At 48.3% G+C, this 20,568-nt stretch carries 22 protein-coding genes and 2 pseudogenes; 15 read left to right on the top strand and 9 right to left on the bottom strand.

Annotated features, from left to right (window positions below; translation table 11 throughout):
* Positions 1-45 precede the first annotated feature (45 nt).
* Positions 46-2,090: pseudogene (metG, locus tag GKO28_RS16200) on the top strand (methionine--tRNA ligase).
* Positions 2,091-2,286: 196 nt separating this feature from the next.
* Here the strand turns inward: metG and GKO28_RS16195 are convergent.
* Together GKO28_RS16195 and GKO28_RS21865 are read right to left on the bottom strand one after the other, a co-directional pair.
* On the bottom strand, positions 2,287-2,760 hold the full coding sequence (locus GKO28_RS16195) for a WbuC family cupin fold metalloprotein (RefSeq protein ID WP_203564228.1): 474 nt from the start codon (positions 2,758-2,760) through the stop codon (positions 2,287-2,289).
* Between the two features lie 15 nt (positions 2,761-2,775).
* Positions 2,776-2,898, bottom strand: coding sequence for a hypothetical protein (locus tag GKO28_RS21865; protein WP_282099344.1), 123 nt, complete (start codon positions 2,896-2,898; stop codon positions 2,776-2,778).
* A gap of 179 nt (positions 2,899-3,077) precedes the next feature.
* On the opposite strand from GKO28_RS21865, the gene GKO28_RS16190 reads away from it, so the two are divergent.
* From GKO28_RS16190 to mscL, 8 genes are all read left to right on the top strand, one after another.
* On the top strand, positions 3,078-4,166 hold the full coding sequence (locus tag GKO28_RS16190; RefSeq protein WP_182077063.1) for a hypothetical protein: 1,089 nt from the start codon (positions 3,078-3,080) through the stop codon (positions 4,164-4,166).
* Positions 4,167-4,179: 13 nt separating this feature from the next.
* A complete protein-coding gene (locus GKO28_RS16185; protein WP_182077062.1) occupies positions 4,180-4,515 on the top strand; it encodes a ferredoxin in 336 nt (111 codons plus the stop codon).
* 166 nt (positions 4,516-4,681) lie between these two features.
* Positions 4,682-5,317 carry an alpha/beta hydrolase gene (locus tag GKO28_RS16180; protein ID WP_182077061.1) on the top strand — a complete coding sequence of 212 codons (636 nt, stop codon included), beginning with the start codon at positions 4,682-4,684 and terminating at the stop codon, positions 5,315-5,317.
* Between the two features lie 5 nt (positions 5,318-5,322).
* The gene (locus GKO28_RS16175) at positions 5,323-5,994 is read left to right on the top strand and encodes an energy-coupling factor ABC transporter permease (RefSeq protein ID WP_182077060.1); all 672 of its coding nucleotides are present in this window, start codon (positions 5,323-5,325) and stop codon (positions 5,992-5,994) included.
* Positions 5,995-6,042: 48 nt separating this feature from the next.
* The gene (locus tag GKO28_RS16170; protein WP_182077059.1) at positions 6,043-6,867 is read left to right on the top strand and encodes a hypothetical protein; all 825 of its coding nucleotides are present in this window, start codon (positions 6,043-6,045) and stop codon (positions 6,865-6,867) included.
* On the top strand, positions 6,827-7,594 hold the full coding sequence (locus tag GKO28_RS16165) for a sensor histidine kinase (RefSeq protein WP_182077058.1): 768 nt from the start codon (positions 6,827-6,829) through the stop codon (positions 7,592-7,594). Before GKO28_RS16170 ends, GKO28_RS16165 begins: the two co-directional genes overlap by 41 nt.
* A gap of 119 nt (positions 7,595-7,713) precedes the next feature.
* Positions 7,714-8,775, top strand: coding sequence for a 23S rRNA (cytidine(2498)-2'-O)-methyltransferase RlmM (gene rlmM / locus GKO28_RS16160; RefSeq protein WP_182077057.1), 1,062 nt, complete (start codon positions 7,714-7,716; stop codon positions 8,773-8,775).
* Positions 8,776-8,866: 91 nt separating this feature from the next.
* Positions 8,867-9,292: a large conductance mechanosensitive channel protein MscL gene (mscL, locus tag GKO28_RS16155; RefSeq protein ID WP_182077056.1), complete on the top strand. Its 426-nt coding sequence runs from the start codon at positions 8,867-8,869 to the stop codon at positions 9,290-9,292.
* A gap of 88 nt (positions 9,293-9,380) precedes the next feature.
* On the opposite strand, the pseudogene GKO28_RS16150 reads toward mscL, so the two are convergent.
* Together GKO28_RS16150 and GKO28_RS16145 are read right to left on the bottom strand one after the other, a co-directional pair.
* Positions 9,381-10,561, bottom strand: a pseudogene (locus GKO28_RS16150) (acetyl-CoA C-acetyltransferase).
* A gap of 99 nt (positions 10,562-10,660) precedes the next feature.
* Positions 10,661-12,361: an alpha/beta hydrolase gene (locus GKO28_RS16145; RefSeq protein ID WP_182077055.1), complete on the bottom strand. Its 1,701-nt coding sequence runs from the start codon at positions 12,359-12,361 to the stop codon at positions 10,661-10,663.
* A 240-nt stretch (positions 12,362-12,601) separates the two neighbouring features.
* Between GKO28_RS16145 and GKO28_RS16140 the strand changes: the two genes are divergently transcribed.
* Together GKO28_RS16140 and GKO28_RS21860 are read left to right on the top strand one after the other, a co-directional pair.
* Entirely contained in the window at positions 12,602-13,555 is a 954-nt protein-coding gene (locus GKO28_RS16140) for a serine hydrolase (protein ID WP_203564227.1), read from the top strand.
* Positions 13,556-13,563: 8 nt separating this feature from the next.
* Positions 13,564-13,692 (top strand): hypothetical protein, encoded by a 129-nt coding sequence (locus GKO28_RS21860; RefSeq protein WP_282099343.1) that lies wholly within the window; start codon positions 13,564-13,566, stop codon positions 13,690-13,692.
* Between the two features lie 94 nt (positions 13,693-13,786).
* Here the strand turns inward: GKO28_RS21860 and GKO28_RS16135 are convergent, their stop codons facing one another.
* Genes GKO28_RS16135 through GKO28_RS16125 form a run of 4 tightly spaced genes read right to left on the bottom strand, consistent with a single transcriptional unit; the run spans position 13,787 to position 15,301 of the window.
* Positions 13,787-13,975, bottom strand: coding sequence for a DUF2892 domain-containing protein (locus GKO28_RS16135; protein ID WP_182077054.1), 189 nt, complete (start codon positions 13,973-13,975; stop codon positions 13,787-13,789).
* Between the two features lie 17 nt (positions 13,976-13,992).
* A complete protein-coding gene (locus GKO28_RS16130) occupies positions 13,993-14,256 on the bottom strand; it encodes a co-chaperone YbbN (protein WP_203564226.1) in 264 nt (87 codons plus the stop codon).
* Positions 14,148-14,420 (bottom strand): hypothetical protein, encoded by a 273-nt coding sequence (locus GKO28_RS23005; RefSeq protein WP_374220738.1) that lies wholly within the window; start codon positions 14,418-14,420, stop codon positions 14,148-14,150. Before GKO28_RS23005 ends, GKO28_RS16130 begins: the two co-directional genes overlap by 109 nt.
* Before the next feature lie 32 nt (positions 14,421-14,452).
* Complete coding sequence (locus tag GKO28_RS16125; protein WP_247646601.1) at positions 14,453-15,301, bottom strand: MBL fold metallo-hydrolase; 849 nt, start codon at positions 15,299-15,301, stop codon at positions 14,453-14,455.
* An 82-nt stretch (positions 15,302-15,383) separates the two neighbouring features.
* Here GKO28_RS16125 and GKO28_RS16120 point away from each other — a divergent pair, with 82 nt between their 5' ends.
* From GKO28_RS16120 to GKO28_RS16105, 4 genes are read left to right on the top strand one after another with little or no spacing between them, the layout of a single operon-like run.
* Positions 15,384-15,728: a helix-turn-helix transcriptional regulator gene (locus GKO28_RS16120; RefSeq protein ID WP_203564225.1), complete on the top strand. Its 345-nt coding sequence runs from the start codon at positions 15,384-15,386 to the stop codon at positions 15,726-15,728.
* The gene (locus GKO28_RS16115; RefSeq protein ID WP_182077053.1) at positions 15,718-16,143 is read left to right on the top strand and encodes a YeeE/YedE family protein; all 426 of its coding nucleotides are present in this window, start codon (positions 15,718-15,720) and stop codon (positions 16,141-16,143) included. The genes GKO28_RS16120 and GKO28_RS16115 overlap by 11 nt, the downstream gene beginning before the upstream one ends.
* Before the next feature lie 9 nt (positions 16,144-16,152).
* On the top strand, positions 16,153-16,569 hold the full coding sequence (locus tag GKO28_RS16110; RefSeq protein WP_182077052.1) for a DUF6691 family protein: 417 nt from the start codon (positions 16,153-16,155) through the stop codon (positions 16,567-16,569).
* Positions 16,566-18,284 carry a SulP family inorganic anion transporter gene (locus tag GKO28_RS16105; protein ID WP_203564224.1) on the top strand — a complete coding sequence of 573 codons (1,719 nt, stop codon included), beginning with the start codon at positions 16,566-16,568 and terminating at the stop codon, positions 18,282-18,284. The genes GKO28_RS16110 and GKO28_RS16105 overlap by 4 nt, the downstream gene beginning before the upstream one ends.
* Positions 18,285-18,495: 211 nt before the next feature.
* Here the strand turns inward: GKO28_RS16105 and GKO28_RS16100 are convergent, their stop codons facing one another.
* The gene (locus GKO28_RS16100) at positions 18,496-20,568 is read right to left on the bottom strand and encodes a methyl-accepting chemotaxis protein (protein ID WP_182077051.1); all 2,073 of its coding nucleotides are present in this window, start codon (positions 20,566-20,568) and stop codon (positions 18,496-18,498) included.

The raw sequence follows: 20,568 nt of genomic DNA, 5'->3' as shown, positions 1-20,568 counted from the left end.
TCTGCGTTATAATCGAAGTCATTTTCTTGCATATTTTGGCCGACCATGACCCGCAAAATACTCGTTACCTCTGCCCTACCTTACGCCAATGGCGCCATTCACCTTGGTCACTTGGTTGAATACATCCAAACTGACATTTGGGTACGCTTTCATAAATCTCGCGGTCACCAATGCCATTATGTCTGCGCTGACGACACCCACGGCACGCCGATTATGCTGCGCGCTGAAAAAGAAGGCACTACACCAGAAGCGCTGATTGCCCGCGTACACGGCGAACATTTACGTGATTTCACCGGTTTTCATGTTGCGTTTGATAATTACTACAGCACCAATAGCCCAGAAAACCGCGACTTTGCTTACGACATTTACGCCAAGCTCAAAGCCAACGACAAAATTGCCAAAAAAACCATTTCGCAATTGTTTGACCCCGAAAAGCAAATGTTCTTGCCTGATCGCTTTGTCAAAGGCGAATGCCCAAAATGTGGCGCTAAAGATCAATATGGCGATAACTGTGAGGTATGCAGCGCAACGTATGCGCCAACCGAGCTTAAAAACCCATACTCTGCCGTATCAGGCGCAACACCGGTACTGCGTGACTCAGAACATTTCTTCTTTAAGCTGGGCGAATGCGAAGACTTTTTAAAGTCATGGACCACCACGCCGGGCAAGTTGCAGCAAGAAGCAGCCAATAAAATGCAGGAATGGTTTGAATCGGGCCTAACCGATTGGGATATTTCGCGCGACGCGCCGTATTTCGGCTTTGAAATCCCGGATGCGCCGGGCAAGTATTTTTACGTTTGGCTCGATGCGCCGGTGGGCTATATGGCCAGCCACAAAAACCTGTGCGACCGCTTAGGCTTGGATTTTAATAGCTATTGGAATAAAGATTCAGACGCCGAGCTGTATCACTTTATTGGCAAAGATATTTTGTATTTCCACTCGCTATTTTGGCCTGCAATGCTCGAATACTCGGGCTACCGCACACCAACGGCGATTTATAGCCACGGCTTTTTGACCGTTGACGGTGCCAAAATGAGCAAGTCGCGCGGCACCTTTATTACCGCCGAGTCGTATTTAGACCACCTCAATCCTGAATGGCTGCGCTATTACTATGCCGCCAAACTTTCTAACACCGCCGAAGACATTGACTTAAACCTCGAGACTTTACTGCACGGGTGAATTCAGATTTGATTGGTAAATACGTCAATATCGCCAGCCGCGCGGCAGGCTTTATCAGTAAACGTTTTGCAGGTCGCTTGCACAGCGGCGTGTTTGAAGCAGAAACCTATGCCTTGATGCCGGCCATTGTTGCGCTGCAAAAGAAATTGCAAGGCGCTAGCGACAGCATTGCCAGCCTGTTTGAAGCACGAGAATATAGCCGCGCGATTCGCGAAATCATGGCTTTAACCGACGAAGTTAATCAATACGTCGATACCGTTAAACCCTGGGAAATGGCTAAGCATCCAGAGCAAAGCGGCAATTTGCATGCGGTATGTAGCTTCTTGATCAATGCCTTCCGTATTTTGACGATTTACCTCTCGCCAGTGCTGCCAAAACTAGCCGCTGACGTTGAAGCCTTCCTCAATATTGCGCCATTGCAATGGTCTGATGCACAGCATTTATTGCTCGATCACACCATTAACAGCTACAGCCATTTGATGGTGCGAATCGATCCGAAAAACATTGCGGCAATGATCGAAGCCAATGTCCAAGTGGTCGAGACACCGGCTCCGGCAGCGCCCGCTTACGAAATTCCAGCCATCAGCGAAACCATCAGCATTGATGATTTTATGAAGGTGGATTTACGCATTGCCCGCATCGCAGACGCGCAGCACGTTACCGGCGCAGAAAAACTCCTGCAACTGACGCTCGATTTAGGTAATGAAACACGCAATGTATTTGCGGGGATTAAGTCGGCTTACAAGCCTGAAGACTTGATCGGCAAGCATACGGTGATGGTGGCCAATTTAGCCGCGAGAAAAATGAAGTTTGGCTTGTCTGAGGGCATGGTATTAGCGGCTGGCGGTGACGGCGGTCTGTATATCCTAGAGCCGCACGAAGGCGCAAAACCGGGCATGCGGGTGAAATAAGCGAGCAATACCCGCATCAACAGCCGCGCCCAATGGCGCGGCTTTTTTATGCCGCGCCAACGTCAACCGCGATCGAAGACCAACCGAGCTTAAGCCAGCAACACCCCATCTAGAACGACACAACGATCCGACCAAAACATCTACATCAAACCAATAGGTATAGCGCGGTAAACTATATTAATTATAAGCCAGCTAGCTATACCTCAAACAATGAACGCATCCAAGCCAGATACTCAAATGCGCCAGCCTCACCCTCGGCAGGGGCCCAAGTCGCACGCTCATGGCTGGCCACTGGAATATACGGCCCCGCTTTAGCCTCAAAAAACACCGTCGGCGCTAACGCCACCAAACTATGAAACACCCCCGGCGCAATATCAATCCCCAGACAATCGCCCCCCGCCGCAATCACCTTTTGTTCAATGACCTCACCCTCGGCATTAAAAATAAGCACGCCCATTTGACCGGTCAGCACCACCATGGTTTCGGCTTTATCCACAGACAAATGACAATGCGGCTGCACATAGCTATTGGGTTGCAGCGCGTTGAGCAAGCGATGGCAACTGGCATCGTCCGCAGTGTGAAAATTAAAATTTTTGCGCTGCCGTGGTGCTTGCTCAGCAGCACACAGCAATTCGGACAATAAAGCCTGATCGATAAAACGCGTTTGCATGAGCATTCCAAGCGATTAAAAAGCCGCATCATGCAGTAAATTCGCCGCAAACCGCAAACTCGTTGCACAAAAACACAGTTTCACCACGACCAATACCACAACCACCCGCGCCGCAGCGGTGCCAGAATCGATGAGCATGACTTAACAATTTGCCAGCAAAATCAAGCACGCGCTTTCGCTACCACACCATCGCATTTTATTCACCACACCGGTGCGTCACCATTGCCCGCACCCAATCCGCGCAGACCACGCCTTGATGCCGACAGATTGCAATCAGATGGGTATAATTGCCGTTTTGGTTTCACTTAGCGCCTGCCATGAACCTGCCTGATCCTCGTCTATACCCTCGCGTTAACCCGCAAAATCCAATTATTCGTCAGTTGATGTCATTACTGACTGAACGCGATGCTGCGCAAGTGGCGCAAAAACGCTTAGGTTTGCAACAACTGATGGCCGAACTACTCATGGCCAAAGATCATTACGCCCTCAATGGCGCACTGACTCAAGCGCCATCGCAAGATGCATGGATGACGCTATGGCATGCGCTGCGTCAAGAAGTAGAAAGCCCGAGCCAGCACGCCCAACAATCAGCGACCTTGTTTGCGATTCCGGTGGTTTTGGTCGCAGGATGCAAAGGTGAAGCCACGCTGCCGAGCGAAATCGATGGCGACGCAGCACTGGCCATTTTGCGCGAACATGGTGTGATTGCCGCCGATGCCGATGCTTGGTTGTCCGGTGCATTGCTGGGTCCCGATATTTTAGCGGCCATCAGCCCAGCGCAATTGGCCGAATGGCGCGCCACCTTAAGTAGCGCAAGCGACTTCCCAATTGATTCGGCAGGCAGTGCGATTAAATTTAAAGACGAAGCGGTTGCTTTACGTTATCTGATTGGCGTTGCCATTGAACGCACCGGCAAACCCGCCGCGATCACCCTAGGCGGACAAGTTGGCAGCTGGGGCATGCCACTGGCCAATCTGATTGGCGAGACGCTCAAAACTGACGGCGTCACATTGTTCCCAATTCCACGCACGCCGCTGCCTTGGCTGGCGGCGCAAGATGTGGGCCGCGTAACGCAACTCGAAACTCGTCTGCAAGTGATGACCAGCAATGCACTACGTAGCATTCGCAGCAAAGGTCGCACCCCAGTCGTTACCGTTGCCGCCCATGAAAACAATGAAATTCGCATCACCTTTGCCAGCAAAGAAGACGTCGAGCGCTGGGAAGGCTATGTGTGGCCACTCTTGCCGTCAGACCATGTTGAGTTGATTGCGCAATACATTCAAGAATTAATGCTCGAATGCCGGATGACGGATTTAGTGTTTGTTGACGGGGTACAGGCGGTGCTCGATACCGATGGTTTGCCGTTGTTTATCACGCCGCATACCAAAGCACCGGCTTTGCAATAAAAGGAGCTTGGCGATGAGTCATTATCAATACCATGTGTTTTTCTGCCTGAATCAGCGCGAACCCGGCGAGCGTCAATCGTGCAATAGTTGCGGCGCCGATCAACTTTGGGCCTACGCCAAAGAGCGCGTTAAAGCGCTTAAACTCAATGGCGACGGCCAAGTGCGGATCAACAAAGCCGGCTGCCTTGAGCGCTGCGAAGAAGGTCCGGTCATCGTGATTTATCCCGAAGAAACTTGGTATACCTATATCGACAAAGACGACATTGACGAAATCGTCAACGAGCATTTATTGCACGGCCGTATTGTTGAGCGACTACTGATCCCGCCGCGCAGCCAAACTGCTGGGTAATGGGCTACGGTGAAGGCATGCGGCACGCGGCCTTCACCCTTTGTCGTCATCATAGGATCGACGCTGCAATTGAAATCGACTTTAGCGGCAAAACAATCCCACTTGACCAACAATCAGTAAAAATATTTGACGTATCTACCTCAAGACCAAACTCAATAAGCGCCTCATGACCATACCCCGTAAAGCCCCTAGTTTCGAACCGATCAACATCGCTGGCCCAGCGGGTCGCCTTGAATGTTTACGCCTTGATGCTGCCACCGAAACGCCGATGGGCATCGTCTTGGTAGCGCACCCCAACCCCACTGAAGGTGGCACCTTTAATAATAAAATCGTGCACACGTTGGCCAAAACACTGTCGCGACTAGGATATATTGCCTACTGTCCAAATTTACGTGGTGTTGGTGAGTCCGAAGGCAGTCATAGCTACGGTGAATTTGAACCGGACGATATGGCCGCTGTGCTGGCTTTTGCCCGCAAGCAACACCCTGAATTAAAACGCATTACCTTGGCAGGGTTTTCATTTGGCACTTATGTGCAAAGCTGCTTACGCGCGCGCCTCGGTGACGACGAAATCGAAGGAATGATTTTGATTGGCCCAGCAGTCAGCCGCTACGCCTTCCCCAATGTGCCCAAAGGCAGTTTAGTGATTCATGGCGAGCAAGATGAAGTCATTTCGCTCGAAGCGGTATTGAACTGGGCTCGCCCGCAGCAACTGCCCATTATCGTTGCGCCGGGTGTTGGGCATTTTTTCCATGGCCGCCTCACGCAACTGGCCGACTTAGTCCACGCAGCCTGGCGTTAGGCCGTATGCTGTTACCCGCGGAATTTTTCTCGAGTTCGCTACTGATTGGCAGCAATCTTGCTGCACTGTGGCTACTCGGGTACGCGGTACGGCATGAAGCTTGGTCGTCACTGACTCCGGTTGAAACTCGCAGCTGGCTAATTTACACCCTTGCGGTACTGATCAGCTGGCAATGGCAGGCCAGCGTTAATCCAGGCATTAGCTTTCATTTATTAGGTGCCACCTTACTCACATTGATCGCCGGCCCTTGGCGAGCGCTACTGGCTATGGCGGCGTTACTCATCCTCACTGCTGCTTTTTCACCGCAAGTGAGTAGCGCCTTTAGTAGTCTTGGCCTGACTTTTTTGCTGACCGCAGTTCTGCCCATCGCCACGACGCAAGGTTTGCTGCAGCTCACCCAGCGCCGATTGCCACATAATTATTTTATTTATATTTTTATTAACGCCTTTGCCGCTGCGGCTTTAAGCATGCTGATTCATGGCATCAGCCTATGCGTTTTATATGCCTTGCTGGCGATTTACTCCGGCGATTTTCTACTCAATTCAGTGCTGCCGGTTTATTTTTTAATGGCTTGGCCGGAGGCTTTTATTACCGGACTCACCATCAGCTTACTGGTGGTGTGGTCTCCCGGCACAGTAAGTAGCTTCAAAGACAGTCAATACCTGCACAAACCGTAATCCTCTGCTAAATTGGTTGCAAGCAAACCAGCAAAAGTACTCGTTGACATGCGCCAAATCCGCACTGATCTGAATTTAATTTTTATTGCCATCGTGACCATTGTGCTCACACTGTCTGGCGCACTGTCCTATTACCGAACGCAAGCCCAGCTAGAGCACGACCTGAGTGAGTTCAAGCAATCACTCACCATACAATTACAAAATGTGTTACCCAGCGTGATGTGGAATTTTGATGACCAACAGTTGGCCCTCATTTTAAACGCCGAAATGCGCTCTCCCGATATTCATTCGATTGAAGTCTTTAGCTCGGACGCTTTTCTCACAGGGCGAATTCGTGATGACAACAAAATTGTAGTGATGACCGCGCCCAAAACTCAGCCTGGACCTGAATCCGAAAACACCGAAATTTATTATGAGAAAAAACCCATTGGCAAAATAGTCATCACCATTTCACGGCAACGAACCGACCAATTATTACGGCAAATGGTGCTTGAAAAAGCCTTAGAAATCATTTTACTTGACGCTCTTTTAATGCTGACGCTCACCTTGGTTTTGCAACGCATTGTCATCAACCCATTGTCATTACTCGGCAAAAACCTCAGCCAAGCGGCTAATTCAGATAAAGATTTAGAATCCATCGAGCTACCGAACAACCCTTATAAGGATTTCTCTGATTTAACCGATGGATTTCGCCGAATTATCAAGCGACTAAAAGAAGATGTGGCGACCCGCAGTCTTGCCGAGCAACAAATGCGTACCGCCAAAGAGGATGCCGAAACGGCCTTGCACCAACTCAAAGACGCACAAACCAGTCTGATTCAATCCGAAAAAAATGGCCTCTTTAGGTGGCTTGGTCGCAGGGATTGCACATGAAATCAATACGCCAGTGGGTATTATCTTAACCAGTGCCTCAGTATTACACGATGATTCGGTGATGTTTTCGGCCAAAGTTGAGTCTGGCAACATGAAAAAATCCGAAGTGGTGAGCTATAGCCAAACAGCAGAACAATCCTCAGCGCTGATTATTAGCAATGCGGTGCGTGCGGCCGAGTTAATCCAAAGTTTTAAACGCGTCGCCGTTGATCAAACCTCCGAAGCACGGCGCGATTTTGAACTCAGCCAATATCTACACGAAACCGTCACCAGTATTAGCCCAGCTTTAAAACACTCGCAAATTTCAATCTTGATTGATTGCCCAGATGAAATCGACATGGAGGGCTATCCAGGTGCGATTTCGCAAATCATCAGCAATTTAATTAATAATGCCGCGCTGCATGCTTTTTCCAACATACCCAATTCCGGCGACACCAAAAAACAAGTCCATATTATTGCCGAGCAACACCAGCAAACAGTATCACTTAAAGTCAGCGACAATGGTCAAGGCATCGATGCTAACGTCATTGGTAAAATTTTCGATCCCTTTTACACCACTAAGCGCGCCAATGGTGGCAGCGGCTTAGGGCTCAATATTGTATTTAATTTAGTGACGCAAACGTTGGGTGGGCAAATCAATGTTGAATCCACCGTAGGTACCGGCACCGTCTTTAATATGACCTTTCCGCATATCGCGCCAAAACATAAAGAAGCCAGCGAAACATAGCCTTAAATCACCTCAGAAAACCGCTTTGCTAGCGCAACCAACTTCGTCAAAAACACCAGCGGCATTGGTGAAACCGCTAATTTTGGGTATGCTTGCGCCTTTTGCAACGAGTTCACTCCATGACCACCACTCAAACCGGACTGCCCTACGCCCTTCTTGCCTACTGTCGACCCGGTTTTGAGCCAGAATGCGCCGAAGAGATTGCTGACCGCGCACTTGCACCGGGCCAATTTGAACGCGGCGATGGCTGGGTGGTTTTTACCCCAACAGAAAAAAGTGGCTGCCAAAAAGTTTTGCGCGATTTGCTCGCGCTAAATTTGATTTTTTCACGACAAACACTGCAACTTCATCAGCGCCTGAGTTTGGGCAGCAAAGATCGCTTAACGCCGATTATCGAGGCGTTAAAAACTCAAAATACGGTGTTTAGTGACGTTTGGTTAGAGCACCCCGATAGTAATGAAGGCAAATCGCTGTCTGGATTTACCCGTAAATTTGGTGACTATGTCGCCAAAGCCATGACGGCCAATGCTTGGTTGCAACCCCAAGCGTCGCGTCAGCGTTTGCATTTATTTTTCCCGGCGCAAAATGAAGTCATGGTTGCTTCGCGCCCTGTTCGCGCCACCGATTGGCTCAACGGCATTCCACGCTTACGGATGCCGTCTGACGCCCCTAGCCGCTCAACACTTAAAATGCTCGAAGCTATTTTGGTATTGGTCGATGAGCCAGAACGTAAATTTCGTGAAGGCATGACGGCGGTCGATCTCGGTGCAGCACCAGGTGGCTGGACCTATCAACTGGTTGCGCGTGGTTTAAAAGTGTTTGCGGTGGATAATGGCCCAATGAAAGGCAGCATGGATGGCCATCATCAAGTCAAACATGTCCGTGATGATGGCTTTAAATATCGCCCCAAAAATCCAGTCGATTGGCTGGTTTGTGACATGGTGGAGCAACCGATTCGCATCGCGGATTTAATTGCCAAATGGGTGGCATCTGGCAACGCACGCCGCGCTATTTTTAATTTGAAACTGCCGATGAAAAAGCGCCATCTCGAAGTTGAGAAATGCTTTGCTTTGATTGATCAAAAATTAAAAAAAGCCGACATCACTTATAAAATCACAGCCAAGCAATTATTTCATGACCGCGAAGAAATCACTTGCTATCTCACCGCAGTGAAAGACTAAACTAAGCAGGCACGCCACAGTTTTATGCCAAAAACATGTGTTCTTACATTGAACTGTGGTACAAATCCTTTTCTTTTTTAGGGGCTAGCTTATGTTTAAAGAGTTTCGTGAATTTGCCATGCGTGGCAATGTGATTGATTTGGCGATTGGCGTGGTGATTGGTGCGGCTTTTGGTAAAATCATTGACTCATTGGTCAAAGACATCATTATGCCGCCGATTGGTTTTTTAATCGGCAAGGTCGACTTCACCAATTTATTTGTCACCTTAGCCGACGGCAAAATCGCTGGCCCGTATGCCACGCTCAAAGCTGCGCAAGATGCGGGCGCAGTTACCATGAATCTAGGGATGTTTTTAAACGCGCTCATTAGCTTTATCGTTGTGGCTTTTGCTATTTTTATGCTGGTTAAAGCCATTAATAAAATGAACCGCAACAAACCTGCCTCCGAGGCTGCTCCGGCAGCAACACCGGAAGACATTGTCCTACTGCGCGAAATTCGAGACTCATTAAAAAAATAGGTATTTACAGCTAGACCTTATTGATAAAGACCTAGCGATAAATACCCATTATTAAAGACAAGGCTGCAGTGATTCACTGCAGCCTTTTTTAACGTTCAACGCACAGCGCAACACCCATACCACCGCCAATACACAGCGTCGCTAAACCGCGCGTTTTGCGTCGCGACGAACCATTTCGTGCAGCAAGGTCACCAACACACGGCAACCCGATGCGCCCACGGGATGACCCAGTGCAATCGCGCCACCATTGACATTCACTTTACTCATATCCCATTTCATTTCACGTGCAACGCCCAAAGCTTGTGCTGCAAATGCTTCATTGGCTTCAATCAAATCCACGCTATCTAAATCCCAACCCGCGCGCTTAAGTGCAGTTTGGCTCGCCAAAACTGGTCCCATTCCCATAATCGTTGGATCAACGCCAGTGCTAGCCGAGGCCCGAATTGCTGCCATTGGCTTTAAACCCAAGGCATCAGCACGTTCACGCGTCATCAACAATACCGCTGCCGCGCCGTCATTAATGCCGGATGCATTGCCCGCAGTGACCGTACCGGCTTTATCAAAAGCCGCACGCAATTTAGCCAAAGAATCGGCCGTAGTCGCCGGTTTAATAAATTCATCTTGATCAAAAATAACCGGATCACCCTTGCGCTGCGGGATGCTTACCGGCAGGATTTCATCGGCAAACCGGCCTGCAGCTTGTGCTGCAGCAGCGCGTTGCTGTGAAGTCAACGCCAATGCGTCTTGTTCTTCACGGCTAATTGCGTATTTTTTAGCAATGTTTTCAGCGGTTACGCCCATATGGTATTGATTGTAAACATCAGTCAAGCCGTCATACACCATACTGTCAATCAGATTAGCATTGCCCATCCGAAAGCCATCACGGCTACCGTTAAGTAAATGCGGCGTTGCGCTCATATTTTCTTGACCACCGGCGATCACAATCTCGCTATCACCCGCCAAAATCGCTTGTACGCCCAATGCCACGGCCTTCAAACCAGAGCCGCACACCTGATTAATCGTCAAACCCGGCACCGCATCGGGCAAACCCGCAAGACGCACCGACTGACGCGCAGGATTTTGTCCCAACCCCGCAGTTAATACATTCCCCAGAATTACTTCACTGACTTGCTCAGCAGCCAAACCGGTTTTGGCCAGTAGACCCCGAATCACAGTTGCGCCCAATTCGGGAGCCGACACTTTGGCTAAAGAACCCGAAAAATTGCCAAGCGCGGTACGATAGGCAGCAACAATAACAACTTCTGTCATACAAAACCTCGTTAATTTAGATAATTTGCAAGTAAGTTTGTAAGTCAATACACAATAAAAAAGCAAGGCTAATCGCCTTGCTCTCTCGAAAAATCAAATTTATACCACACGTGCCTTCACATAACGCCCCGGCGCAGCTTCAATCATTTTATATTGAGCATTCCCCAATTTTTTAGGCGCGGCGACTTGTGTGCCTGATTGTGGCGCTAACCAAGCAGACCAATCTTGCCACCAGCTACCTGGACGAGACTCAGCTTGCTCTAACCAAGTATCAGCGTCTTGGTCGACATTTTCGTTTACCCAGTAATTACGCTTATTGGTCGAAACCGGATTAATCGCGCCGGCAATATGCCCTGATGCGCCCAACACAAAACGCTTCGGCCCTTGCAAAATGCGATTGCTTAAAAAGGCGGAATGCCAAGGCACGATATGATCTTCACGCGCAGCAAAAATATACGCGGGCACTTTAATTGTAGTTAAATCAATCGGGGTACCACACAAACTAAATGAATTAGGTTTAGTTAAGTTATTTTCTAAATACATATTGCGTAAAAAGAAAGTATGCATCGGCAACGACAAATTTGCCGAATCACTATTCCAATACAGTAAATCAAACGGCGGTGGATTTTTGCCTTTTAGGTAATTATTCACCACATAATTCCAAACCAAATCATTCGCACGAAGTGCTGAAAATGTCTTCGCCAATTCTTTACCGTCAATCACGCCTTCAACTTGAGACTCTCGCTGACGAATTAAATTCCAATCAATAAAGTGTTTAATTTCACCCGGATCAGTATGATCAAGCATCACAGTCATCAAAGTAATTGACTCAAACCAATCCAAACCACGCGCTTGCAATACCGGCATCGCCGTGGTCAATAACTCACCACCAATACAAAATGACAATGCATTGATTTTTTCAGCTTTACTAATTGCGCGTACCACTTCGGTGGCTTTAATGACGCCAGACTCAATATAATTATCCCATTGCAAATGACCTTGGTCGGCCGCAATAGATTTCCATGAGATTAAAAAGGTGCTGTAGCCTTGGCTAACAATATAAGCCATCATTGAATTAGCTGGTTGCAAATCCATAATGTAGTATTTATTAACGCACGGCGGAATAACCAATAAAGGACGGCTATAAACTTTAGCCGTGGTAGGGGTATATTGAATCAATTGAAATAATTCATTTTCAAAAATCACTTCACCCGGCGTCATGGCTAAATTTTCACCAATGGCAAATTGACTTTCATCGGTCATGGTAATTGCGCCTTTTTGCATATCCGCCATGAGTTTTTTCATGCCTTCTTGCAAACTTTCGCCTTTTGTTTCGAGCGCCAACTTCATCACTTCTGGATTAGTAAATGCAAAATTAGCCGGGCTCATGGCATCTAGATACTGCCGAGTAAAAAACGCTGCTTTCTCTTTACTGGCCTCATCGCTACTAGCAGCACCAACCATTTCCAGCAACCATTTAGACGTTACTAAATAATTTTGGCGAATATAGTCAAATAGTGGCGCATCCCATTCTGGCGAATTAAAGCGACGATCATTTTTTTCCAGCTCAGCGACCTTAGCTACCGGCTTAGCGCCAATTAAACCCAACCATAAATCAAGCTGTTGTTGATAAAACTGTGATTGCGATCCCAACCATGCGCTATGCACTGGGCTCATTTTTTGTGCCAAATCATTCATCGCATGCATCGGATCAAGCGTCTCGGCATTCGGCTGTGAATTCACCCAGTTTTGGGTCCACTGGCGATGTGCTTCAGTAATTTGCTGAAAAAAAGTGTCCATAGCGGGGTTATTTAACACAGTGTATTGCTCCGAATTTATTCTGCAGATTAATTGACACGGTCTATTTTATTGCAATGCAACATTATCGTAGTCTAACAAAGTTTGCAAGCTTTGCTACTCTTCAGTTGTTGCTTTGAAAAAACACGACTACTACTTGATTTAACATGACATTTTTCACTCTATTCAGTAAAATAAATTACCGATTACTAATGCACAACCCGAATAGGTTGGGGAAGATTGATGTCTAAGCTTATAAATTCATTATGTGTGCTGATTAGTGCCAGTGTAATTGCCTACACCCCGCTTGCTTATAGCGCAGAAAAAACCAAAGAAAATCCTTCGAGCAGCGCCAAAAAGACCACAAAAAAAACCACCACTAGCACCCAAAAAAAACCATCGAAAACAACAGCTTCTCACAAAAAAACCACCAAAATCAATAGCGCTAAATCCAATAAAACCAAAGTCACCTACACCAGTCGCAAATCCAATGTTTCAAAATTAGCGATTGCCAATGCGCGGCAAGATGTTCAAGTCACCCGCACCATTGCCGCACGTATGGATGCCGATAATCCTGGCGTTCAATCCAGTGGTGTACTGGTTTTAAATCAGCAATCGGGTGAAGTGCTGTACGAAAAAAATGCCGACAGCATTATTCCAATTGCATCCATTACCAAATTAATGACCGCAATGGTTGTACTTGATGCACATTTACCACTCAATGAATTAATTAGCATTACCGAAGCGGACATCGACACACTTAAAAATACCAGCTCTAGACTCTCGGTTGGAACGACACTCACTCGTGGCGAAATGCTGTTATTGGCGTTAATGTCATCTGAAAATCGTGCCGCATCGACACTGAGTCATCACTTTCCTGGCGGCAAAGAGGCGTTTATTCGCAAAATGAACGAAAAAGCCCAACAACTGGGCATGCGCAACTCGCGCTTTTATGACTCAACCGGCCTAACCCCGAACAATGTATCTTCGGCGCGGGAGTTGGCCTTAATGGTTAAAGCGGCGCAGCGTTATCCTGAGATTCATCAATTTTCAACCTCAAGCGAATACACGTTTGCATCCAACAAAAATGGCAGCATGCTGACCTTTCGCAATACCAATCCTTTAGTCAAAGACAGTGATTGGGATATTGGCGTTTCTAAAACGGGGTTATTAATGAAGCGGGCCGCTGCATTGTGATGCAGGCCATGATTAATGGTAAACCGGTGGTGATTGTGCTGATGGATTCGAGCGGTAAATACACCCGAATTGGCGACGCACAGCGTATTCGTAAATGGATTGAAACCAGTCCCTTGGCCAAATTACGCGCGGGCTAATGTAAATTTTTAAAATAAAAAGCACCAATTTTATATTGGTGCTTTTTATTTTGTGACACTGAAATAAATCAATCAGTTTTAATCAAACGCCCAATTACCTCTGTTTTAACGGACACGTATTAAAACCAAACAGTCGATACAAAGGGCAATACCGAAATATCCCCGTCGCTAGGGGCACAACACCAATCCAGCCCCAGACACCGATCCAGCCCAATAGCGTCGCCAAAATCAATACGCCACCAACAAGCACCCGCAAAGTACGGTCCAAACCACCAACATTCATGATTCTTCTCCTTCAGTTTATAAAAACTGCTGCAACCACGCCTTAAACTGTCCGGTCGACAAAGCACCCGACACTCGCTCAAGTTCAGTTCCACCTTCTGTTACCAACAGTGTTGGAATACTGCGTACCCGATATTGCTGTCCCAATGCGGGATACGCTTCGGTATTGACCTTTACAAACAATAACTGCCCCGCCATCGCTGCCGCACTGGCGGCAAAAGTAGGCCCAAAACTCTGACAAGGCCCGCACCAAGGGGCCCAAAATCGATCACCACCGGCCAAGGGCTGTGTTTTAAAAGAAGGCTTAAGTTGTCATTCGTTGCCAAAATTGGCGCGCCCGACAACAAGGGCTGATGACAAGCGCCGCATTGTGGCTGCTCACTCAAGCGCTCAACTGCGAGCTTGTTTTTAGTTTGGCAGTGCGGGCAGGCCAGAATTAAACTCATTTTTATTCCTTAAATCATATTCAACGGTATTTTTAAAATTGTCGTCCCTGCTCATCTGCCGGCGGCAAATGCCCAGCGCGAATATTGACCTGAATTGAAGGCAAAATTAAATTAGGCACCGCCAGCGTTGCATCACGTGCCTGACGTAGTGCGACAAATTCATCGCGTGTACAAGACAATGGCAGGTGAATATTGTGCGCTTTTTGTTCTGCGATACTGCTTTGCCACTGATATTGGTCTCGCTCGGCGGGTAAATAATCGTGACAAACAAACACGCGCGTCGCATCAGGCAATTGATACAATTTTTGCACCGAATCGTAGAGCGTTGCCGCGTCACCCCCCGGGAAGTCACAGCGTGCAGTACCCACATCGGGCATAAAAATAGTATCACCCACAAAGACGGCATCGCCAATTAAATAAGCCATATCTGCCGGGGTATGCCCCGGTACAGATAATGTCTTAGCAGACAAGCGACCAATACCCCATTCTTCATCCGCAGCAAACAAATAATCAAATTGCCGACCATCAGCCACAAACTCCGGCTCTAAATCAAAAATAGGTTTAAATATTTGCTGTACTTTTTCAATCCCCTGTCCGATAGCGATCTTGCCACCCAACTGCTGTTGCAACCAAACTGCCGCCGATAAATGATCGGCATGCGCATGGGTTTCCAAAATCCAATCGACAGTGAGATTGAGCGACTGAACGGCAGAGACCATCTTTTGCGCCTGGGTGCTCGCCGTTCTTCCCGATTTGGCATCAAAATCGAGTACCGGATCAATCACCGCTGCATGGCCACCGACCACATCGTAGACCAGATAGCTCAATGTAAAACTGTTCGGATCAAAAAAAGATAATACCTGCGCCGATGATTGCGACATAGCCACGCCCCAATAAAATTTATTTACATATAATATTATTTTTATATATCATAAAGTCAAACAATATTCCTAGCGTGACACAATGGACCCACAAGCAATGAATGCCATGCGCCTTGCCGCTCATCAAGCAACGCAAACCTTAAAAATTATGGGCAACGAAGATCGGCTCTTATTACTGTGCCAGATGGGCACCGGAGAGAAATGCGTCTCTGATTTTGAAGACTTACTCGACATCCGCCAGCCGACCTTATCACAGCAACTGAGCGTTTTACGTAATGCCGGCCTGGTGAATACTCGCCGCGACGGCAAACGAATTTATTACTCGCTGGCCAGCCAAGAAGTGATGCACTTAATTAAAGTGCTGTACGAGCTGTATTGTCCTATCGATCTCAATAGCAATACTTCGGAGCAACCGTATGCAGATTGATTATGCAAATTTTACCCCGCTGGCTTCATTCGCTGGCGGCGCCTTGATTGGTCTATCGGCAGGATTGCTGATTTTACTCGCCGGCAGAATCGCTGGCATTGCGGGTATTTTGGGCGGATTAGTGAATAAATCGCCAGATCGCACATGGCGCGCCTTATTTGTGTTGGGTCTACTAATTTCGCCTTGGGTTTGGCAACTGTTTGCGCCACTACCGTCGCTGACAATGGTCACCTCAATACCGGGCCTCATCATTGCCGGTCTGCTCGTCGGTATCGGCACACGCTACGCCAATGGTTGCACTAGCGGCCATGGTATTTGTGGACTATCACGGTTTTCATTGCGCTCATTGATTGCGGTGCTGGCCTTTATGAGTAGCGGCTTTGTGAGCGTTTACCTGATCAAACACATTCTTTAGGCATTAAAGATGAAATTAAATGTAATCGGCCTGCTGACTGGCCTTATTTTTGGATTGGGCCTGTTATTGGCTGGCATGGCCAGCCCAAGCAAAGTACAGGGTTTTCTCGATATTACTGGGCTATGGGACCCAAGTTTGGCCTTCGTTATGGCGGGCGGCATTAGCGTAGCGGTGATTTTCTTTACGCTGGCCAAAAAACGGCAAACCACCCTCGTCACGCACGAGGCGATGAAACTCCCCAATAACCAAACCATTGATGCTCGACTGATTCTAGGTAGCATCGCCTTTGGCGCTGGCTGGGGCATTGCGGGTATTTGCCCCGGCCCAGCCTTAGTGGCCGTCGGCGCTGGCTCAATCGGCGGGATAATTTTCTTTGCGGCTATGTGGGCGGGCATGCTGCTGTTTGATCGGCTGCAAGCGAAATGAAATTACCCATCTTGCAGTGGCTACCCAATTATCGCCGTGAGTTAGCGTACGGCGATCTTGGTGCCAGCATTATTGTGGCTTTACTACTCATCCCGCAAGGTTTGGCCTATGCGCAACTCGCCGGATTACCCGCGCTAGCGGGTATCTATGCCAGCATTGCCCCCGTCTTGATCTATGCCTTATTGGGCAGCAGCATGACCCAATCAGTAGGTCCAATGGCGATCACATCGGCAATGGCGGCCACTGCGCTCATGCCCCTCGCGCCAGTCGGCAGCGCTAGTTATATCGCGCTAGCCAGCACTTTAACCTTGATTTCTGGCTTATTTATGCTGTCTTTTGGCAGCTTTAAACTCGGTAAACTCACGCGGATTTTATCGATTCCAGTGATTCAAGGCTTTAGTGCGGGGACAGCACTATTGATTGCGCTGACACAAATTGGCGCCTTACTGAGCGTTTCATGGCACAGCAGCAATCTCATTGACTGGCTGATTGCCGCGCCAGCGGCATTGCAACAACTCAGCGTAATCCCGACATTATTTGGCTTGATGGGTTTGGCCTTATTGTGGGCCAGTGGATCACCAACGATTTCATTACTACAACGCTGGGGAATAAGCTTCAAAATAGCGCAACTGATTAGCCGAGTTTTACCTTTGTTGGTGCTTATTTTGGCGGGTTTAGTATTGCAATTTGGCCTATCTAATCACCCCCAAATTCATATTATTGGTACGCTGCCAAGCGCTGGATTGAGCATCGCTGCCCCACAAATCACACTGAATGCGCTGGAACAGCTTTGGTTGCCCGCGCTGTTAATTGGTTTAGCTGGATTTTTACAAAGCATCACCATCGCACAAACCATTGCTGCAGAGCGCAATGAGAAAATCTCAGTCGATCAAGAATTTATCGCCCTCGGTGGCGGCAATATTGCGGCGGCGTTTGTCGGCGGCATGCCCGTGAGCGGGGGATTTTCTCGCACGGCGGTCAATGCCAGCGCCGGCGCTCACACGCCACTGGCCGGTGTAATGACCGCCATTTGGATGTTATTGGGACTGTTGTTTCTGAAAGACGTGATCGCCCTATTACCACTGCCTTTATTGGCGGCGACCATTGTCTTAGCCACATTGCGCATGCTCAGCCCAGCCTCTTTACGCGCAGCATGGCGAATTGATCGCCGCGATGGTGCTGCATGGCTACTGACGTTTTGCTGCGTTTTACTGGTTGGCCCCATCAATGGCATCGCCATTGGGGTTGGCGTTTCTTTATTGCTGTTTATTTTACGCACCAGCAAGCCGCATCTGGCGGTGATTGGTCGCATTGCGGGCAGCGAGCACTTTCGCAATACGCGCTTTTTTAAAGTAGAAATGCCGGCCCACATTGTGGCGATTCGAATCGATGAAAGTCTGTACTTTGGTAATTGCAATCAAGTGGTTGAGCAATGTGAGCGCTATTTACTGGATTACCCGCGTGCTAAAGATTTAATTTTGGTGCTATCGGCGGTCAATTCAGTCGATGTCAGCGCAATCGAAGCCTTACGTGATTTTCGCAAGGCCCTCGCACAAAAAGGCATTACTTTGCATTTGGCCGAAGTTAAACGTCAGGTACAAAACACCTTGCAACACAGCGCATTGCTGAAGGAACTTGCCCGACCGATTTTCCTCTCCACCCACATCGCCGTTAAAACGCTGAGCGAGCCAGCAGAGGAAGATTTTAGTATTTAGCTAATGTTTGCGCCAATAAGGGCCATGATTTTAACTGCTCGTGGCGCAATATTAAGTCAGAGCATAGGGATTATTAATGGGGTATTTATCTAGAGAACCAGCCAATAAAGATCTGCAGATAAATACCCAGCAATTCCAATAGACTAAACAAAAAAAAGCCGTTCAAATACTGAACGGCTTTTTGCACTTAGCGTCGAGAACTTGGCATCAACTAGAGCTTAAACCCCGACACAATGGTTTTTAGATGCAAGGCCATTTGCTCCAGATCTTTCACCGATGCCCCCACTTCAGACATTGCATCACTATTGCGTTGTGACATATTGCTGATGGTTTCGATGTTTTGCGCGATGTCGGTACTGGCCGCAGCTTGTTCACGCGTGGCGTTGGCAATGTCGCCAATATTGACCAGCATCTGCTCTGTACCAGCTCGAACCGTATTCATTGATTCGGCAGCTTGGCGCGACAACTGCACGCTCGCACCCACTTGCTGCTGGGTCACTTGCATATGATCGCCCGCTTTATAAATCTCGCCTTGAATCGTGTTCACGATTTTAGAAATCTCAATCGTTGCTTCGCCCGAGCGCCCTGCTAGTTTTCGCACTTCATCGGCCACCACCGCAAAGCCGCGCCCCATATCCCCAGCGCGAGCGGCTTCAATCGCTGCGTTCAGTGCCAGTAAATTGGTTTGATCGGCAATGTCTTTAATCGTTTGTACAATCTGATTCACTTGCAAAGACTGGGTATTCAAGCTTTGCATCGACGCCACTAAATGCGCCATTGTTTCGTGAATTTGCGCGATTTCTTTCGCTACTTCGTCAACTTTAAACTGACTGGCCGAGGTTTCTTTGCCGGTCTCACGTGCTGTTTGTTCAAAATCATGCGCTGAATCGGCAATGTGCTGAATACTAACGGTGACTTCCTCGACGCTTGCAGCGGTTGAGGTGGCCGCTTCAGCCTGATGAATTGACGAGGTTTTCACCGTTTCAGCCGGGCCAGCCAATTGCTGGCTGGCATGGCTCACTGCTTCACTTTGCGAGCGAACATCTAAAAACATCCCGCGTAGCGTGACCACAAATTGATTAAACGCTTGTGCGGTGCGGCCAATTTCATCTTGGCCATGAATCGGCAATTGCCGCGTTAAATCGCCCTGACCGCTGGAGACATCTTCCATCGCGATGGCCAAGCGGCGCAGTGGGGCAATCAAGACATTGAGCACCACGCTCAATGCCGCCACAATCAAAATAATGGCAATCAAGCCCACCACGACCGCCCAATTACGCACCGAAACCGCTTCGGCCACGATAACCGACTCGGGAACCACCACACCCACAGACCATGGTTGCTGGCTATGACCCATTTTGATCGGCTGATATTCATACAACAGACCATCACGCTCAAAATGCACCGCTTTACCAGCACGCAAATCGGTTATAAATCCAGCTGGAAAATCAGCCTCATCGATTTTTTTACCGGCCTTTGCCGCATCAGGCGCCACCACATACAGGCCCGCATTTGAAATCAAACTCACTTGGCCAACACCAAATGGGCGCGCCTGCCCGATACTGGCCTGCAAAGAGGCCAAAGGCAAATCAACGGCGGCCACGCCTAAAAATTGCCCAGCGGCATTTTTGATTGCCACCACCAAAGAAGACATCAGCACTTGCTGGCCATTCACATCATATGTTGTCGGTTCAGTCACCGTGTCTTGCTGGCGCTGCTTAGGCACATAATAAAAGTCCCCCCAACCGGCACTTTCGTATGGTGCTTGATATTGCTGGGGATTAGTTCGAAATGGCTCAGCCGCAGCTTTTTGAGTCGAGCCCAATAATGTATCTTGAATAATCTTGCCTTCACTACGAACAATATAGGGGGTATATCGTCCTGTAGGATCATGCTTGGGCCAGTCTTGTCGATACCCATCATCTTTACCATCTAGCGCATTGGGCTCCCACACCATATACAAACCGGAAGCTAAGGGCTGCGAGGCCAACATACTCATCATGACGTTATCGAGCACTTTACGCTCAGGCACACCAGTCGCTTGCATCCCGGTCATTGCCAGCGCTAAATTGATGGGCAATTGATATGCGGCCGTAAACTGACCTTCAACTTGATCGGCATAAGCACGCGCTTGTTCTTGCAACCGCAATAAGCCTTGTGCCTTAGCCGATTGATACGCATTGCTGGCAATGATTAAAATCATCGCCGAAAAACCAATCACAATGGCTGCCGTGGTAAGCAACAAGATTTTGGTTCTTAAACTCATTCGGCCATAGTGCAACAT

It is taken from the genome of Deefgea sp. CFH1-16 (assembly GCF_016881365.1).
Classification (GTDB): Bacteria; Pseudomonadota; Gammaproteobacteria; order Burkholderiales; family Chitinibacteraceae; genus Deefgea.
Note: the sequence above shows the minus strand (reverse complement) of the source record. Positions and strands in the feature narration are given on the sequence as shown.